This is a genomic window from Aliarcobacter cryaerophilus ATCC 43158 (assembly GCF_003660105.1).
Classification (GTDB): Bacteria; Campylobacterota; Campylobacteria; order Campylobacterales; family Arcobacteraceae; genus Aliarcobacter; species Aliarcobacter cryaerophilus.
Map to the genome: position 1 here is coordinate 278859 of NZ_CP032823.1, position 16295 is coordinate 295153.

General features: G+C 28.5%; 16 protein-coding genes. 7 read left to right on the top strand and 9 right to left on the bottom strand.

The annotated features are described in order from the left end of the window. Positions 1-24: 24 nt before the first annotated feature. Positions 25-1020: a type IV pili methyl-accepting chemotaxis transducer N-terminal domain-containing protein gene (locus ACRYA_RS01340; protein ID WP_105918238.1), complete on the bottom strand. Its 996-nt coding sequence runs from the start codon at positions 1018-1020 to the stop codon at positions 25-27. Further along, entirely contained in the window at positions 1017-1682 is a 666-nt protein-coding gene (locus ACRYA_RS01345; RefSeq protein WP_105918237.1) for a Crp/Fnr family transcriptional regulator, read from the bottom strand. Before ACRYA_RS01345 ends, ACRYA_RS01340 begins: the two co-directional genes overlap by 4 nt. Before the next feature lie 86 nt (positions 1683-1768). Between ACRYA_RS01345 and ACRYA_RS01350 the strand changes: the two genes are divergently transcribed. From ACRYA_RS01350 to ACRYA_RS01375, 6 genes are all read left to right on the top strand, one after another. After that, positions 1769-2686, top strand: a complete 918-nt coding sequence (locus tag ACRYA_RS01350) for a glycosyl transferase (protein WP_105918236.1) — start codon at positions 1769-1771, stop codon at positions 2684-2686. A 12-nt stretch (positions 2687-2698) separates the two neighbouring features. Then, a complete protein-coding gene (gene moaA, locus ACRYA_RS01355; protein WP_105918235.1) occupies positions 2699-3670 on the top strand; it encodes a GTP 3',8-cyclase MoaA in 972 nt (323 codons plus the stop codon). A gap of 100 nt (positions 3671-3770) precedes the next feature. After that, positions 3771-4043: a 30S ribosomal protein S15 gene (rpsO, locus tag ACRYA_RS01360; protein ID WP_105918234.1), complete on the top strand. Its 273-nt coding sequence runs from the start codon at positions 3771-3773 to the stop codon at positions 4041-4043. A 120-nt stretch (positions 4044-4163) separates the two neighbouring features. Next, on the top strand, positions 4164-4568 hold the full coding sequence (locus ACRYA_RS01365; RefSeq protein WP_105918233.1) for an RrF2 family transcriptional regulator: 405 nt from the start codon (positions 4164-4166) through the stop codon (positions 4566-4568). Next, positions 4561-5604, top strand: coding sequence for a DHH family phosphoesterase (locus ACRYA_RS01370; protein WP_228199764.1), 1044 nt, complete (start codon positions 4561-4563; stop codon positions 5602-5604). The genes ACRYA_RS01365 and ACRYA_RS01370 overlap by 8 nt, the downstream gene beginning before the upstream one ends. A 9-nt stretch (positions 5605-5613) precedes the next feature. Next, entirely contained in the window at positions 5614-6054 is a 441-nt protein-coding gene (locus tag ACRYA_RS01375; protein WP_105918232.1) for a CoA-binding protein, read from the top strand. A gap of 43 nt (positions 6055-6097) precedes the next feature. On the opposite strand, the gene ACRYA_RS01380 is transcribed toward ACRYA_RS01375, so the two are convergent. Together ACRYA_RS01380 and ACRYA_RS01385 are read right to left on the bottom strand one after the other, a co-directional pair. Continuing rightward, positions 6098-6493 (bottom strand): PAS domain-containing protein, encoded by a 396-nt coding sequence (locus ACRYA_RS01380; protein ID WP_105918231.1) that lies wholly within the window; start codon positions 6491-6493, stop codon positions 6098-6100. A gap of 12 nt (positions 6494-6505) precedes the next feature. Continuing rightward, entirely contained in the window at positions 6506-7741 is a 1236-nt protein-coding gene (locus ACRYA_RS01385; protein WP_105918230.1) for a methyl-accepting chemotaxis protein, read from the bottom strand. Positions 7742-7973: 232 nt separating this feature from the next. Here ACRYA_RS01385 and ACRYA_RS01390 point away from each other — a divergent pair, with 232 nt between their 5' ends. Next, on the top strand, positions 7974-8975 hold the full coding sequence (locus ACRYA_RS01390; protein WP_105917542.1) for a DUF438 domain-containing protein: 1002 nt from the start codon (positions 7974-7976) through the stop codon (positions 8973-8975). A 40-nt stretch (positions 8976-9015) separates the two neighbouring features. Here the strand turns inward: ACRYA_RS01390 and ACRYA_RS01395 are convergent, their stop codons facing one another. The 5 genes from ACRYA_RS01395 to ACRYA_RS01415 all read right to left on the bottom strand — a co-directional run bounded on the left by ACRYA_RS01395 (position 9016) and on the right by ACRYA_RS01415 (position 16290). Then, positions 9016-9852 carry a DUF5718 family protein gene (locus tag ACRYA_RS01395; protein WP_105917543.1) on the bottom strand — a complete coding sequence of 279 codons (837 nt, stop codon included), beginning with the start codon at positions 9850-9852 and terminating at the stop codon, positions 9016-9018. Positions 9853-10006: 154 nt separating this feature from the next. Next, positions 10007-11506 (bottom strand): fumarate hydratase, encoded by a 1500-nt coding sequence (locus ACRYA_RS01400; RefSeq protein WP_105917544.1) that lies wholly within the window; start codon positions 11504-11506, stop codon positions 10007-10009. Between the two features lie 168 nt (positions 11507-11674). Next, a complete protein-coding gene (locus ACRYA_RS01405) occupies positions 11675-12658 on the bottom strand; it encodes an HpcH/HpaI aldolase/citrate lyase family protein (protein ID WP_105917545.1) in 984 nt (327 codons plus the stop codon). A gap of 29 nt (positions 12659-12687) precedes the next feature. After that, positions 12688-13758 (bottom strand): MaoC family dehydratase, encoded by a 1071-nt coding sequence (locus tag ACRYA_RS01410; protein ID WP_165786089.1) that lies wholly within the window; start codon positions 13756-13758, stop codon positions 12688-12690. A gap of 9 nt (positions 13759-13767) precedes the next feature. Then, the gene (locus ACRYA_RS01415; protein ID WP_105917546.1) at positions 13768-16290 is read right to left on the bottom strand and encodes an aldolase/citrate lyase family protein; all 2523 of its coding nucleotides are present in this window, start codon (positions 16288-16290) and stop codon (positions 13768-13770) included. Positions 16291-16295 lie beyond the last annotated feature (5 nt).

Here is a 16295-nt window from a genome sequence, read left to right on the forward strand (position 1 = left end):
AGATTAAAACTTTTTAATTAAATTTTAACTCTTTTTTTCTGCAAAAAGGATAATTTTTTCAAGTTCATTTTTAAGTTCATTTAATCTTTTACTAGAGTGTAGAAGTTGTTCTTGTGTTTGTATTGCAATATCTTCACTTTTGTTTAGCTGTTTTGATATTTCACTTTTATTTTGAAGTTCATTAATGATTTCATCAAACTCATTTGTAATCTCTTCTAGTTTATATGAAGCATTTTTTGATTGTTCTAACGCACTATTTGAGTCAATTATTGCACTATTTATTTTGTTTAAAAATCTATTAAATATATTTGAAGCCTCTATTAGTTCACCTTCAGCTTCGATTTTTATAGGCTTTAGAGGCTCTTCGAAATTTTGTTCCATAACTTTTTTTGACTCTTCTATAAATTTTAGAGCATTTTTTTCCATAATTTTTAATTCAAGAAAACTATAAATAATTAAAAATAGAATTAAAATTGCAAAAAAGTATTGGCTATTTTTTAGGAATCTTATCTTTTGTTCACTGTTTATAGTGTGAAGACTAACTAGTGCATCTACTTCATAAAGAAGTTCTGGATTGGTTTCATATATTACATTTACAATATTTTGTAGCTCTTGTTGGTTACTATTATTTTGGATTAACTCTTTAAATTTAACTATATTTTGATAAAAAATTGACCATAAATATTCTATTTGCAACATTTGTCTATCTATTTGCATATTTGGAGCTTCTTTTAATTTTGATAAACTATTTCCACCTTTTAAACTTTCAAGATTGTATATAAACTCTTCAACACTAGAATCTAACTCATTTTGTGAAGATTTTGGATTTGAATATAAGTAGAAGATATTTTTTGAAATATTTTGTGTAAGCATTCTTTGTTTACCAGCAATATTTACAATCATTGCATCTTTTTCATTTTTATTATTTAAATAAATAGTTGTTGCAATAATGCTTGTCATTAGAAGAGCAAAAAGTATTCCAATTACTTTTATTTTTGTACTAATATTACTTTTTTTCATACTGCTACCCCTTTAAAAATAGAATTTAATGCGATCTCATCTTTTATTATAACTTGTTGATTTTCAACTTCAATGATATTATCCCTTGATAATTTTTTTAAAACTCTTGATAGAGTTTCAGGTTGAATATGTAGTATAAAACTAACATCTTGTCTTTTTAATTTATTAAACATTTTTAAATCACTAACTAGCATGTAGGCAACTTTTGCAGTTGCATCAAAAACCAACTCCCTATTAACTAAAGATTGAAGTTGATTGGTTTTTTTTAACAAAGAGTTCATGAGCTCTTTTACTAGAAGATTGTTGTTTAAAAAATACTCTTGAAGTTTTAAAAAATCTATTGATAATACAATAGAATTTTCTATAAAAGATGCATTTGAGAAACAGTATATTTCATTTGTATTGATATTACTTAATTCACTTATCAAAGAGTTTGAATAAATGTGATATAGAAATATTTCATTATCAAATTTATCATATTTATAAATTTTTATTAAACCACTTACTAAAAAAAGAAGACTTGTTTGTAAATCTGTTTCATAAAATAAAATAGAATCTTTTTCATATTTTGAGATAAAAGAGAAGTTACTTAAAACATCAATTTGTTCATCACTTAAATTTTCAAAAAAATCCAAACTTCTAATACTTTGGGTTAGTGTCATAAAATATCCTACAAATGTTTTATTTAAGCAAGTATATATTAAGCTTGTAAAAAAAAGAATTAAAACGATATAAAATAGGATATATAATGAATTTCAAAACATTTATAAAAGCAGTTGGAACAGGACCAAAAGGAAATAGAGATTTAAGCTTTGATGAGAGTTTTGAAGCCGTTTGCCAAATTTTAAAACAAGAAGCAACTCAGGCACAAATTGGTGCTTTTTTAATAGCTTGGAGAGTAAAACTTGAAACAAATGAAGAGTTTAAAGGAGCAATAAAAGCTCTAAATAGTTTTATAAAATATAAAGAAGTTCCAGACTCTTTGAAGCTCGGATATAATTTTGATGGAAGAGATACAAATCCATACTTATTTCCTTTATATGAAAATATTTTGGATAATTTTTTCAAAAAAAACAGTGATGTTAGAAAATTAAATCTTGTAATTAGTGGAGATTTTGTACAGCCTACAAAAAATGGAATTTCAACAAAAGATATATTTACAAAATTTGACAAGGGTCAATATTTACACTATTTTGATAGAGTAGAATACCTACAAGAGTTGAGTAATATTACAAATTTACGAAATGAGTTTGGATTAAGAACAGCTTTTAATACAGTTGAAAAACTTTTAAACCCATCTTTGAGTGAGTATGGAGTTTGTGGAGCTTTTCATAAACCATATGTTTCAAAATATCTAGAAATGTTTAAAGATGATTTTAAAAATATTACGGTGGTTAGAGGAAATGAGGGCGATATTGAAGTGTTTAAAGATTCAAAATTTTGGCAAAAAAAAGACGGTGAGATAAAAGAGTATGATTTTTGTCTAAAAGATTATGGAGTTAGCTATTCAAAAGTTTTTGAAAATATAACTTTGGAAGAGAATTTAAATATTTTAAGAAATTATGATGATGAGATATTAAACTTGGCAAGGTTTAATGTAGCTTTGTATCTTCTTTTTGCTAAAAGAGTTGACTCATTAGACGAAGCTTGGCAAAGGTTAAATTAAAAAAGGAATAAGATGTTAATTGATGGATTTGGAAGAAAACATGACTATTTAAGAGTTTCTGTAACTGAAAGATGTAACTTTAGATGTCACTATTGTATGCCTGAAAAACCTTTTTCTTGGGTTCCTAAAGAGAATTTATTATCTTATGAAGATTTGTTTAAGTTTATAAAAATAGGTATTGATGAGGGTATAAAAAAAGTTAGAATTACTGGAGGAGAACCACTTTTAAGAGATAATTTGGACTATTTTATAAAACTAATAAGTGATTATAAAAATGACATAGATTTGGCTCTTACTACAAATGGTTTTTTACTTCCTCAAATGGCACAAAAATTAAAAAATGCTGGACTCAAAAGAATAAACATCTCTCTTGATACATTAAATCAAGAAAGAGCTATGAAAATAGCTCAAAAAGATGTTTTATCTACTGTTTTAGAAGGAATTTATAAAGCAAAAGATGTTGGACTTAAAATTAAAATAAATTGTGTTCCACTGAAAAATATAAATGATATTGATATTTTAGATGTTTTGGAATTTTGTAAAAAAGAGGATTTTTCTGTAAGGTATATTGAATTTATGGAAAATAGTTTTGCAAAAAATGGTGCAAAAGGTTTAAACTCCGATGAGATTTTAGAGGTTATTTCAAAAAAATATAAAAATATAACAAAAGTTCCAAGAGATAATAGCTCACCAGCTCAATATTATAGATTAGAAGATGGATATGAGTTTGGAATTATTGAACCGCATAAAGATGATTTTTGCTCCTCTTGTAATCGTATAAGATTAACAGCTGAAGGGTTTTTAATCCCTTGTTTATATTTTGAAGATGCTCTTAGTATAAAAGATGCAATAAAAAATAATAAAATTGATGAAGCAACTCTTATACTTAAAAAAGTTCTTGAAAATAAACCAGAAAAGAATAAATGGTCAAATAAAGATGATAATAAAGTATCAAGTAGAGCTTTTTATGAAACTGGTGGATAATAAAATATAACTTTAAAGTAAATATAAAGCAAACTTTATATAGAATTCGCGCCTATTTTAAATAGAACAAAAAAATAAATATACCTATTAGGAGGTCAAAATGGCTTTAGATCAGGAAGTAAAAGCAAGTATTATAGCAAAATATGGAAGAAAAGACGGAGATACAGGTTCAGCTGAGGTTCAAATCGCAATATTAAGTGAGCAAATTAAAATTTTAACAGAACACTTAAAAGTATTTAAAAAAGATCACTCTTCAAGATTAGGTCTTTTAAAAATGGTAGGAAAAAGAAAAAAACTTTTATCATACTTAAAAAAATCAGACTATGCAAGATTTACATCTGTAGTTGCAAGTTTAGGAATTAGAGCTAAATAATTTTAGACTTTAAACTTTAAAAAGGGATTATGGTTTTTCCATAATCCCTTTTTTTATGGGCAACTTAAAATTAATCAGAACTTTTGTACAATATAAATAAAATATTATATTGGATAAAAAATGTTATTAACAAAAAAGAGTGAATATGCATTGCTATCTTTGATATCTATATCAAAGCAGAAAGAACCTATAAATGTGGATATTCTATCAAAAGAGTTACAAATTTCAAAATCATTTTTAGCAAAAATTATGCAAAACTTAGCAAAAGCAAATTTAGTAATATCACACAGGGGCGTAAATGGTGGTTTTGTTTTAAATAAACAAATAGACGAGCTTACAATTTTAGAAATTGTTGTTGCTGCTGAAGAGAAAAATCCTATGGTTTTTGAATGTTCAGATGCAATAAGTTCTTGCCCAAATAATAAAGCAAAGATTTGTACTATTTGGCCGCTTTTAAATAATCTACAATTCAAAGTAAATGACCTTTTAGCAAAATTAACATTGAAAGATATAGAACATGAATAATATAAGACTTTTTCATATTTCTCACACAGATTTAGATGGATATGCTTGTCAATTTTTAACAAATGAGGTATTTTCTAAAAAACATTTTTACAATGCAAACTACGGTTTAGAGGTAAAACAAGCTTTAAAACAGGTTATTGCAGAAATTAAAAATTACCAAGAGGAAAAGTTACTACTTCTAATAAGTGATTTAAACTTAAATCAACAAGAAAGCGATGAACTTGATAAAGAGATAAAATCTTTAAAAGATAGTGGTTATGATATAACTTTACAACTTTTGGATCATCACATAACTGGAAAGGTAAGTGCTACAAAATATGATTGGTATTTTCTAGATGATAAAAGATGTGCTACAAAAATAGTTTTTGATTATCTTTTAAGAGAGTTTAAAGCACCTTTAAATGATTATAAAGAGTGGGTTGATACTGTAAATGCTGTAGATATTTGGCTTGAAAAAGAAAAAGAAAATTTTGAATTTGGAAAAGTTTTAATGTCAATGGTTACAAAAGCAAGAGAGATAAACTCTATACTTTTTAACTCTCTTGATAGAGATTTTAAATTTTATTTACTAAAAAATTCTATAGGATTTTTATCTCTTGCCAATGCTCCTATTGTTTTGGATAATAGTGTACACTTTTTGAAAAAAGAGTTTCTAAAAGATGGATTTGATGATACTTTGGATAACTTAAGTGCAAAATATTTAGTTAAATCATTAGATAAGATAAAAGATGATTTAACAGTATATTATAATGGTCAAAAAGGTCTTATGACATATTGTCTTGGAGCTATTTCAATTCCTGCAAATAGCTTTTTAAGAGCAAATAGTGATTATGATTTTTTTATAGATGTAAGTAGAAAAGGAAATGCCTCTTTTAGAGCAGATGGTAAACTTGATGTTTCTCAACTAGCTTCAAAATTAGGAAATGGTGGTGGGCATGTAAATGCAAGTGGTTGTAAATTTGATGATTTTATAGATACCATAAACTTGCAAGAAGTAAGAGCTTATATTCAAAATAAGCTAAATAATCTAAAATAAGGAGAAAAAATGGAGTGTGAATTTCCAACAGTAAATTCAAATAAAGATGAGATAAAAGCAATTTTTGAAGAGACAAAAACTATTGCAATAGTAGGACTCTCTCCTGATAATGAAAAAGCTTCTTATAGAGTTGCTCAGTATTTGAAAAATGCTGGTTTTAAAATAGTTCCAATTTATCCAAAAGAAGATGAGATTTTGGGTGAAAAAGTTTACAGAAGTTTGGCTGAAATACCTTTTGATATTGATATTGTCGATATTTTTAGAAAGCCTGATGCTATAGCAAAAGTTGTAGATGAAGTTTTGGTTTTAAAAAATGATAAAAATATAAAAACTGTGTGGTTTCAATTAGGACTTTCAAATAATGAAGCTGCGCAAAAAGCTCTTGATAATGGATTAAAAGTTGTTCAAAATAAGTGTACTAAAATAGAGCATAAGTCAATTTATGAGTAGGCTAATTAGAAGTTCTAAAAACTTCTAATTATTACTTTATAGTTTATCTTTCACTTCTTCGCATCTCTTCATATAATTTTTCAGCTTTTTCTATCTCTTTACTAGAAGGTTTTCTTCTACAAGATAGATAACCTTTTGAACCATCACAACTTTCAAATGGATAAACAGTTGCAAAAACCCAATAATATCCACCATTTTTTGTTGCATTTTTTACATATCCTGTCCAAATCTCACCTTTTTGAACAGTATCCCATAAAGATTTAAATGCAGCCTTTGGCATATCATTATGTCTAACCATATTATGTGGTTTTCCAAGCATTTCAGCAAGAGAGTATCCAGCTACATTGCAAAAATCGTCATTTGCAAATCTTATTATTCCTTTTTCATCTGTTTCACTTACTAAAAATGCATTTTTATCTAGTACTGTTTCTTTTGACATTTTATTTTCCTCTTAGTTAAACTTTTTACTTTTTGCATCTGTTAATAATTCTTGTGCTAATTTAGAAACACTTTGAGATATCTCTTTTATCTGATTTGACTCAAATGCGTTTTCTTGAGTAACTCTATCTAGCATATTTACAGTTTGGTTTATTTGTTCAATTCCAAGCATCTGCTCTTTTGATGCTCCTGATACATCTTCAATTATATTTATAGTTTCAGATATATTTTTATTTAGTTCTTTATATCCTTCTATCATATCAGATGAGATTAATTTTCCATCATTTGCTTTTATTGTTGCTTCTTCTACTAAATTTTTTATCTCTTTTGCAGCTTCAGCACTTCTATTTGCTAGATTTCTTACTTCTTGTGCAACAACAGCAAACCCTTTTCCTGCTTCTCCTGCAGTTGCAGCTTCAACAGCTGCATTTAATGAAAGAATATTTGTTTGAAATGCAATTTGGTCAATTACTGTAATTGCACTATTTATAGCTTTTACTTTTTCATTTATTTCATCCATAGATAGAGTTGTTTTAGAGGCTAACTCTTCACCTGTTAGAACAGATTTTTTTACAATTTGTCCCAAACTAGCCATTTTAGTAGCATTTTGAGTGTTATTTCTAGTAATACTAGTTATCTCTTCAAGGGCAGCAGCTGTTTGTTCAAGAGATGCTGCTTGTTCATTTGCTTTTTCTGCAAGATTGTTCATAGAATTTGTCATAGTTGAAGAACTCTCTTCTAAAGTCTCTCCATTTTCAAAATTATTTTTTGCACTATTTCCTAAAGCTTTTCCAAGTAGATTAATACTATCCATAAGTAGTCTCATATCATCTTTATAATTATCAACAACTTTTATATAGTCAGTAAAATCATCATTCTTATAACTATCTACAACTCTTAAAATTCTTGAAGTAGCATCATCAATACTAGTTAGCATTTTGTTTAAAGTATTTCTTAAAGTTGAAATTGTTGGGTTTTCACTATTTCCTTTAATTCTGCATTTATAAATACCTTGTTCAACTTTGTCAGCAGTTAATACAATCTCTCCAAGAACTCTCATATCATCTTTTGTTCTCTTATCAAAACTTTTTATTTTTTGATTCCAACTTTTAAACATCATATCAACTTTTTTGTTGCCTGTTGATTCTATATATTCAAATTCACTTTTTTCATAAGATAAAAATTCAATTAATTGTTGAAAATATTTATCAATATTCTCTAAATCTTTATTTGATACTGATCCAAACATATAAACACCTTTTTGATTAATATTGTAATTTTAGTTTAATAGAAAATATTTTTGTAGCTTAAAAATGTTATTTCATAATATAAGTTTAATAAAATAGAATAACAAAGTTTAGTAACAAAATGGTTTCAATTAATAAAAAGCAATAAAAAATATATTTACTCTTGACTAAAATCATTATCCTAAAATTTTAAATAGGATAAACTTTATCCTATATTTATAAAAGGAATTTAAGATGTTAAGTGATTTATCAAATAATATTGAAATATTTAAAAAAGGTCATCCAGTAAGAGTATATTTAGAAGAGAATATATTAATAAAAAAGCTATTTTCCGAACTTTTTAATACAGATATAAAAAAAGATTATCAAAAATTTTATAATATTTTTAACCAAATTTGTGAAGTAGAAAAGCACTTTGCAAGAAAAGAGAACCAGCTTTTTCCTTATCTTGAAAAATATGGTTGGACTGGTCCTTCTCAAGGAATGTGGTCTTTTCATGATGATATTAGAGCAATAATAAAAGATGCAAGAGCTAGTATTGAAGCAAAAGATTTTGACTCAATACTAGAAAAATGCACAAATGTATATAATAATTTGATTCATTTAATAAATGTAGAAGAGAATAGGCTTCTTCCAAATGCTTTACAACTATTAAAAGAGGAAGATTGGGAAGAGTTTTATGAAGGAGATAGCGAAATTGGTTGGATGTTTACAACTCCTCCTCCTAGATATCCAGAGATTCTAAATAAAGAGACAAGCAATGCAGAACAAGAGTATATTCATCCAAGTATGGATAAGAAAAGAAGAGAATTACCATTCACTCTTGAGGGAAGAACTCATTATGATGAAGGTTATTTAACACCTGAACAAGTAAATTTTATATTTAAGTTCTTACCTGTAGATATTACTTATGTAGATGAAAATGATAGAGTTGTTTTTTATAATCGTGGAGATGAGAGAATTTTCCCAAGAAGTGCTGGAATAATCGGAAGAGAGGTTAAATTTTGTCACCCTCCAAAAAGTGTTGATCAGGTTCTAAAAATTCTTGAAGAGTTTAAAGCAGGGAGTCAAGATATTGCTGATTTCTGGATTACATTTAAAGGAAAGTTTGTGCATATAAGATATTTTGCTGTAAGAGATGAGCAAAAAAACTATAAAGGTGTAATTGAAATGTCGCAAGATGTTACAGATATAAGAGCATTACAAGGAGAGAAAAGACTTTTAGCTTGGGAGTAGCAGATTTTAAAAATCTGCTATTTATTATTTTGAATAAAATCTATTTTACAATTTGGTGTAGCTTTGAACATTGTCCTAAATATATATCCATTCCACACATATCATTCATAATATCTTGAAAACTATGAGCATGGGCATTGTAAACATATACAAAAATCTCATCACCTTTTTTTAAGAAGTTTTTCTTTCCAAAATCTGTATATGCTGTTGCACCTGCCGCTATTAAAATACCTTTTGAATTGTGCGCATATTTTAAAAACTGTCCTAACTCTTCAAGTGGTCCACAATCTTCTTGGCAATTTAAAATATCAATCATCCAATCTTTTAACTTTTCAAAAAAATAGCTATATGATTTTACAGCACTAGTTGTTCCATAATCGCAAACAATTCCATCTCTTTTTATAAATGAAGAGATATGATATTTTCCTAAAATTCCTTTTTCACTAAAATCATCTATAGGAATAATATCTTGAGAAATACCTTTTGTTTTAGAACCCCAGTTTTTTTTAGTACTTAGTTTATTCCCATCTTGAATACGAATAGAGCAGTCATTAAATGCTGTAAAATATTTTGGAACAATATCTATTACTTTTTCATTTTCATAGACAAAATCACAAATTAAAGCAACTTCTGCTTCAACTTGAAGTTTGTCTTCTTCTCTTCCATGAGTTAATATAACTTCATCACAAATAGGATAAGTTCCTAAAAAACTGTCATGACCTTTTATGTAAAAAGGAAACATCCCTTTTGGTGCATCTTTTTCTTTTGTTTCAATTACAGAAAACTCATCAGCTTCTCCAGCTTCTCCTAAGTGATTTGCAAAGTTTCCAGCAACTGCAAAACCTAAATAATCTTTTAAATCTTCTATTAAATTCATAATTATAAAATCCTAAAATATTTTGAATTGCAATTGTATCCAAAAAAATTGTTTTAAAAGTCAAAAACGAAATATAATTTGTTAATTTAAGAGTAATTTAAGATAGATATTTACAAAGAGCCTAGAGTATTTGTGGCTCTTTGTATAATAAGGATTACTTATTAATAGTTCTCCATTTAGCAGGTCCTGTTGTATGAATAGAGTTTCCAAGAGTATCAACAGCAACAGTTACAGGCATATCTTTTACTTCAAATTCGTAAATAGCTTCCATCCCAAGCTCTTCAAATGCTAAAGTTTTTGCTCCTTTTATTGATTGAGCAATTAAATATGCTGCACCTCCTGTTGCAATTAGATAGATAGATTTGTACTCTTTTATTAAATCGATTGTTGGTTGTTTTCTCTCACCTTTTCCAATCATTCCCATAATTCCAATTTCCATCATATCTTTTGTAAATTTATCCATTCTTGTAGATGTTGTTGGTCCTGCAGGTCCTACAACTTCACCTTTTACAGGATCAACTGGTCCAACATAGTATATAAATTTATCTTTTAAATCAACACCATTTGGAAGAGGAATTCCTGCATTTTTGTACTCAACTATTTTTTTGTGAGCAGCATCACGTGCAGTTAAAATTTTTCCAGATAATAAAAGTGTATCACCAGATTTAAATTGAGATAAATTCTCTTTTGTTAAATCTTCAATATTTACTCTTTTAATAGTATCCATTGGAAGTTCAATATCTGGCCAAAGATCTAAATCAGGTTTTTTAAATTTAGCAGGTCCATTTCCATCTAATTCAAAGTGAATATGTCTAGTTGCTGCACAGTTTGGAATCATAGCAACAGGAAGTGAAGCAGCATGACATGGGTAATCTAAGATTTTAACATCTAAAACAGTTGTTAGACCTCCTAAGCCTTGAGCCCCAATTCCTAACTTATTTATATCTTCATATAATTTTAATCTTAATTCTTCAAGTGGAGTTTGAGCCCCTCTAGCTTTTAGTTCATGAATATCAACATGTCCCATTAAAGACTCTTTTGCAAGCAACATTGATTTTTCAGGATTTCCACCAATTCCAATTCCTAAAATCCCAGGAGGACACCATCCAGCACCCATCTCTTTTACATTTGACATAACCCAATCATATATACTATCGCTTGGATTTAAAACAGCAAATTTAGATTTATTTTCACTTCCTCCACCTTTTGCTGCAACTGTAATATCAAGTTTATCAGAGTTATCAACACTTACATGAATAACAGCAGGAGTATTATTTTTTGTATTTGTTCTTTTTCCAGCAGGATCAGCTACAACTGAATATCTTAGAGTATTATCAGGGTCTGTATAACCTTTTGCTACACCTTCATTTAATAAATCTTCTAAATTTTTTGTAATATCTAGGTTTGCTTTTAACCCAACTTTTACAAAAATATTAACACTTCCTGTATCTTGACAAAGAGGTCTATGCCCTAAAGCACACATTTTTGAGTTTATTAGGATTTGTCCAATTGCATTTTTTGCTGCATCACTTTTTTCATTTTCATAAGCTTCAACCATACCTTTTACAAAGTCTTCTGGATGATAAAAAGATATAAATTGACACGCAGAGGCAACTGAATCAATAATATCTTGTTCTGTGATTTTTTTACTCATTAATTTTTCCTTTTTTGGTTTTAGAAATCTTTTAATTATATCAATGCACCATATAAAATTGGCTTTTACAAAACATATTTTATATGAAAATTTTTAAATATATTAAAAATTTATGAATTAAAAAAAAGCTACCCTTAAAAAAGGGTAGCTTTTTAAATCATTTAAAAATTAGGCAAAAAATCTTTTTTCTGCTTCATCTTGTAATTTAACACCAGAATATTTAGCTCTTTGAACTAATTCCCAGAAGTATCTGTAAGTTGCTCTATCATGTAATTCACCATCATACTGAATTGGTCCCCACTCAGCATCTTGCGCTTTGATTAAAATATTTTGTGCAGCTTCAAGCTCTGTAAAATCAGGTTTCATAGCATCAACGATTGCTTGAACTTGTGTTGGGTAAATTGACCACATTCTCATAAATCCAAACTCATTTCTTGCTCTTTCCGCATCTTTAAATGTTTGATATGGATTTTTTAAATCTAAAGTTACATTATGGCAAGGAATTACACAATTTTGAATAGCAGCTTGTGCAACTCTTGCTTTTGCAGCACCAATAAGTCTATGTTCAAATTGACCTGGACTTCTCATATTTATTGCTGGAATTGCTCCTTGGTATCCAGAAACAAAGTCCATTAAACCAAAATCAAGTACTTGTAACCAAGGTAAAGTTGCAAGTTTTTCAACATCTTGTAAAGCACCATGAGTTTCAATTAAAATGTGAATTGGAATCTCTTTTTTAATTCCAGCTTTTTTTGCAACAGCTTGAATATACTCAATTTGAGTTTTTGCATCTTCATAACAAGTTGATTTAGGAAGTGTTATATATGCTAAATTTTCTCCAGCACCAGTTACAAGAATATCAACATCTTGTCTCCAATCAGGGTGAGAATGGTCATGAATTCTTGTTCCTGCCATTTTATATGGGTTTTCAGCAGAGTTTACAACTCTAACAATCATTTGAGCATGCTCAACTTCTTTACCAGTTTCAGCACCATCTTCACAGTCACAAGTAATATCAAATACAGGACCTAGTTTTTTTTGCATTTCAAAACCTTTTAGGATTAGCTTTTCGCTTCCTGCAAAGTGTTCACAAGTTGGAATAATTGGTAAAGATTTACCAGATTCAAATAAAGCTTCTTTTGGGTGTGTCATGTTTTTTCCTTTTTATTAAATTTAATTTTTTATTTTTTTGTTGATTTTTTTGGGATTATAATTGTGTAATCCAAATCAAGTACAACATTTGGAAGATATTTTCCATCTTCTGCTTTTGCATTTTCAATATCTTTTGGATTTTGGTTTTTAAGTGCAACGGTTCTAACTCTTAAAAGTCCAATATCCTCTCTTTTATGTTCAATTTTTTCCAAAATTTCACTATAAGCATAAATTGTATCTCCAGCATAAGTTGGATTACAGTGATTTCCACTATTTATTGCATATACCCATTGAGCATTTTGTAGCCCATTAAATGATATTGCTCTTGCCATTGATATTATAATTCCACCATACATAAGTCTTTGACCCATTGGTGTAGTTTTCATCATATGGTCGTTGAAATGTACTTTTGCATTATTTTGATATAACTTTGTTGCAAGTGTATGGTCACTATTATCAATAGTTATTCCTTCTGGATGGTTTAGTCTTTCACCAACTTCATAATCTTCGAAGAAGTAAACTCCTCCACTCGCATTTGTATCAACACATTTTATAGTTGGGATATTAATCTTATCTAAAATTGGAGTTGCTTTTTCAAAAGTTGGAACTTCATTTATACCACTTAAGTTTGAGTGGTCTTTTTTATGAACCATTACCCATCTTTTAAAATTTAAAACTTCATTCCCATTTTGATTTATCCCAATTGAGTGAACGTATACAACCCCACTTTTTCCATTTGAGTTCTCTTTTAATCCAATAACTTTTGAAGTCATTGATACAGTATCACCTATAAAAACTGGATTTGGGAAAGATATTTCAGCATACCCTAAATTTGCAATAGCATTTAAAGATATATCTTGAACAGATTTTCCAAATGTTAAATGAAACATTAAAATATCATCAATTGGTCTTTTGTCATATCCAATTTCCTTTGCTACAACATCACTTGAGTGCAAAGAAAATCTAGAACCTGTAAAAGCAATATATAAAGATACATCACCTTCACTTATAGTTCTAGGAAGTGGATGAACTATTTTTTGACCAATACTAAAATCTTCAAAATAGTTACCAAAGTTTATTTTGTTGCTAATTTTTGACAATTTTTCTCCTTATTTTCCAAATAGATTTTGACCTAAAGCTTTATAAGTTTCGTACAACTTAATCATTTTTCTAGCCCATGCAATTCTTGAAGAATCAACTAGTCTATTGTTATGTAAAATAACCTCTTTACCTTGCTTGTTAGCCTCTTCATATTTGCTAATCATCTCTTCATAATCTTCAACTTCACTTTGTTTTGGAGTGAATATATCATTTATATACTCAATTTGTATTGGATGTACAAGAGATTTTCCATCAAATCCTAGATTAAATGCATCTTTTGTAGAATCTTCACAAGCAAACTCATCTTTTACATCAAAGTGTGGACCATCTATTACCGTTTTTCCATAAGCTTTTGCTGCAAGTGCAATGTGTGCTAAGTATGTAACAATAGCTTTCGAGCCTCTTTTTATATCAATTTGAAGTCTATTTGCAAGTTTATTTGAACCAACAACAACCACTTCAACTTTTGAACTAGCTGCACAAATTTCTTGAATATTTAAAACAGATATAGGTGTTTCAATCATAATCATAAGTGTAAGATTTTGATTTATCCCTTCTATTAATTTAACAGCTTCTAAAACATCCTCTTTAGTATCAATTTTAGAGAATAATAATGAATCAAGCTCAATCTCACGAACTAGTTCTAAATCTTTTTTTAGATCTTCACTTCCTAGATTATTTACTCTTAAAACTCTTTCACTCTCACCAAATTTAGCTCCACCTTTTTTATAAACCTCTTTTAAAGTCTCTCTTGCTAGCTCTCTTTGGTCTTCTAATATAGCTTCTAAATCGAAAATAACAGTATCAGCTAAAACAGTTCTAGCTTTTTCAACATTATGTTCATTGTAAGCAGGAACTAATAACATTGATCTTCTAGCTTTATACTCAACTATCTCTTCACCTTTTGTTATTGCAAAATATTTTTCATGTAAATCTTTTACTAGTTGTTTTCTAAGAACTTTTCCATTTTTTGTTCTTGGATAATCAGACATTATAAAAATCTCTTTAGGAGCTTTATATTTTGCAAGATTATTTTGAGCAAATTTTAAAATCTCAGCTTCTTTTTCTTTACTCAAAGTTGAATGTCCAACAACAGCAATAGCAACAATAGTTTTCTCTTTTTCAATATCAAGACCAAAAGCAACACAATCAGCTACATCAGCGTGAGTTTTTACAACTCTTTCAATCTCATGTGGACTTACTCTAAATCCAAAAGTATTGATAATATCATCTTTTCTACCAATAAACCAGATATATCCATCTTTATCTTTTCTTGCATAATCTCCTGTAAAGAAGTAACCATCATGTCTTGATTTTAAAGTCTCTTCTTCTAGTTGCCAATACTCTAAAAATAATCCTGGATCATCCTCTCCAATACAAATCATTCCCTCTTCTTCAACTCCAACTTCTTCTAAAGTTTCAGGATCTAAAAGTTTTACAATATGTCCTGGTTGTGGGAAACCTGCACTTCCTGGTCTTATAGGATTATTTTTTGAGTGTGAAATATAGTATGAGCACTCACTCATTCCAATAGCTTCATAGATATCTTGTTCAAATCTATCTCTCCAAAGTCCTAACATCTCATCACTTAAATGCTCTCCCGCACTCATACAATATCTTAAACTTGGACAATCATCAAGTTTAAAATCTGTTTTTTGAATAATTTGTCTATAGATTGTTGGAACCCCAATAAATATTGTACATTCGTGTTTTTTGATTAAATTAATCCAAGTTGACGCATCATTTGCACCTTCATAAGCAATAACTGTGTGACCATTAAATAGTGGATCCATAAGTGCTGAACCTAAAACATAAGTCCAGTTAAATTTCCCCGAGTGCATAATTCTATCATTTTCTTTAAAATCAAACCAAAAATCTGTTGCTGGTTTTCTTCCTATTAGCGAACGGTGAGAGTGTAAAACACCTTTTGGATAACCAGTTGTTCCAGATGTATATACTAAATATGCAGGTTCACCTGATTTTGAATTATAATGATTTGGTGTTTTGCTTGTACTATTAAATATTTGATTTAGAGCAAATATTTCAATACCTTCTGGTTTTTTAAGACCTTCAGTGCTATCAACTCCAGCAATTATTATAGTTCTTAAGTTATCAAGATTTAATAAATATGGAACCAAATTTTCATACATAGAAGCTGATAATACTATAGCTTTTGCTTGAGAATCTTCAGCTAAATATTTAACTTCACTACCACTTAATAAAGTTGAAGTAGGAACGGCAATCATTCCACCTTTCATTACTCCAAAAAAAGATATTGGATATGCAAGTGAATTTTTAAGACAAACCAATACTCTATCTCGTGGTTTTAAACCTATTTCTTGAGTAAGAAAGTTTGAAACTTGATCTGATTTTATAGCTAACTCTTTGTATGTAACTTGATCAGTTCCTAGTTTATCATCTTCAATAATCATAGCAACATTGTTCTCTTTTGCTGTACCAACCCAAGCTGATGTACAAGCAATACCTATATTTAAAAACTCAGGTATATCTAATTTTACTGTTTGACTCATTTTAA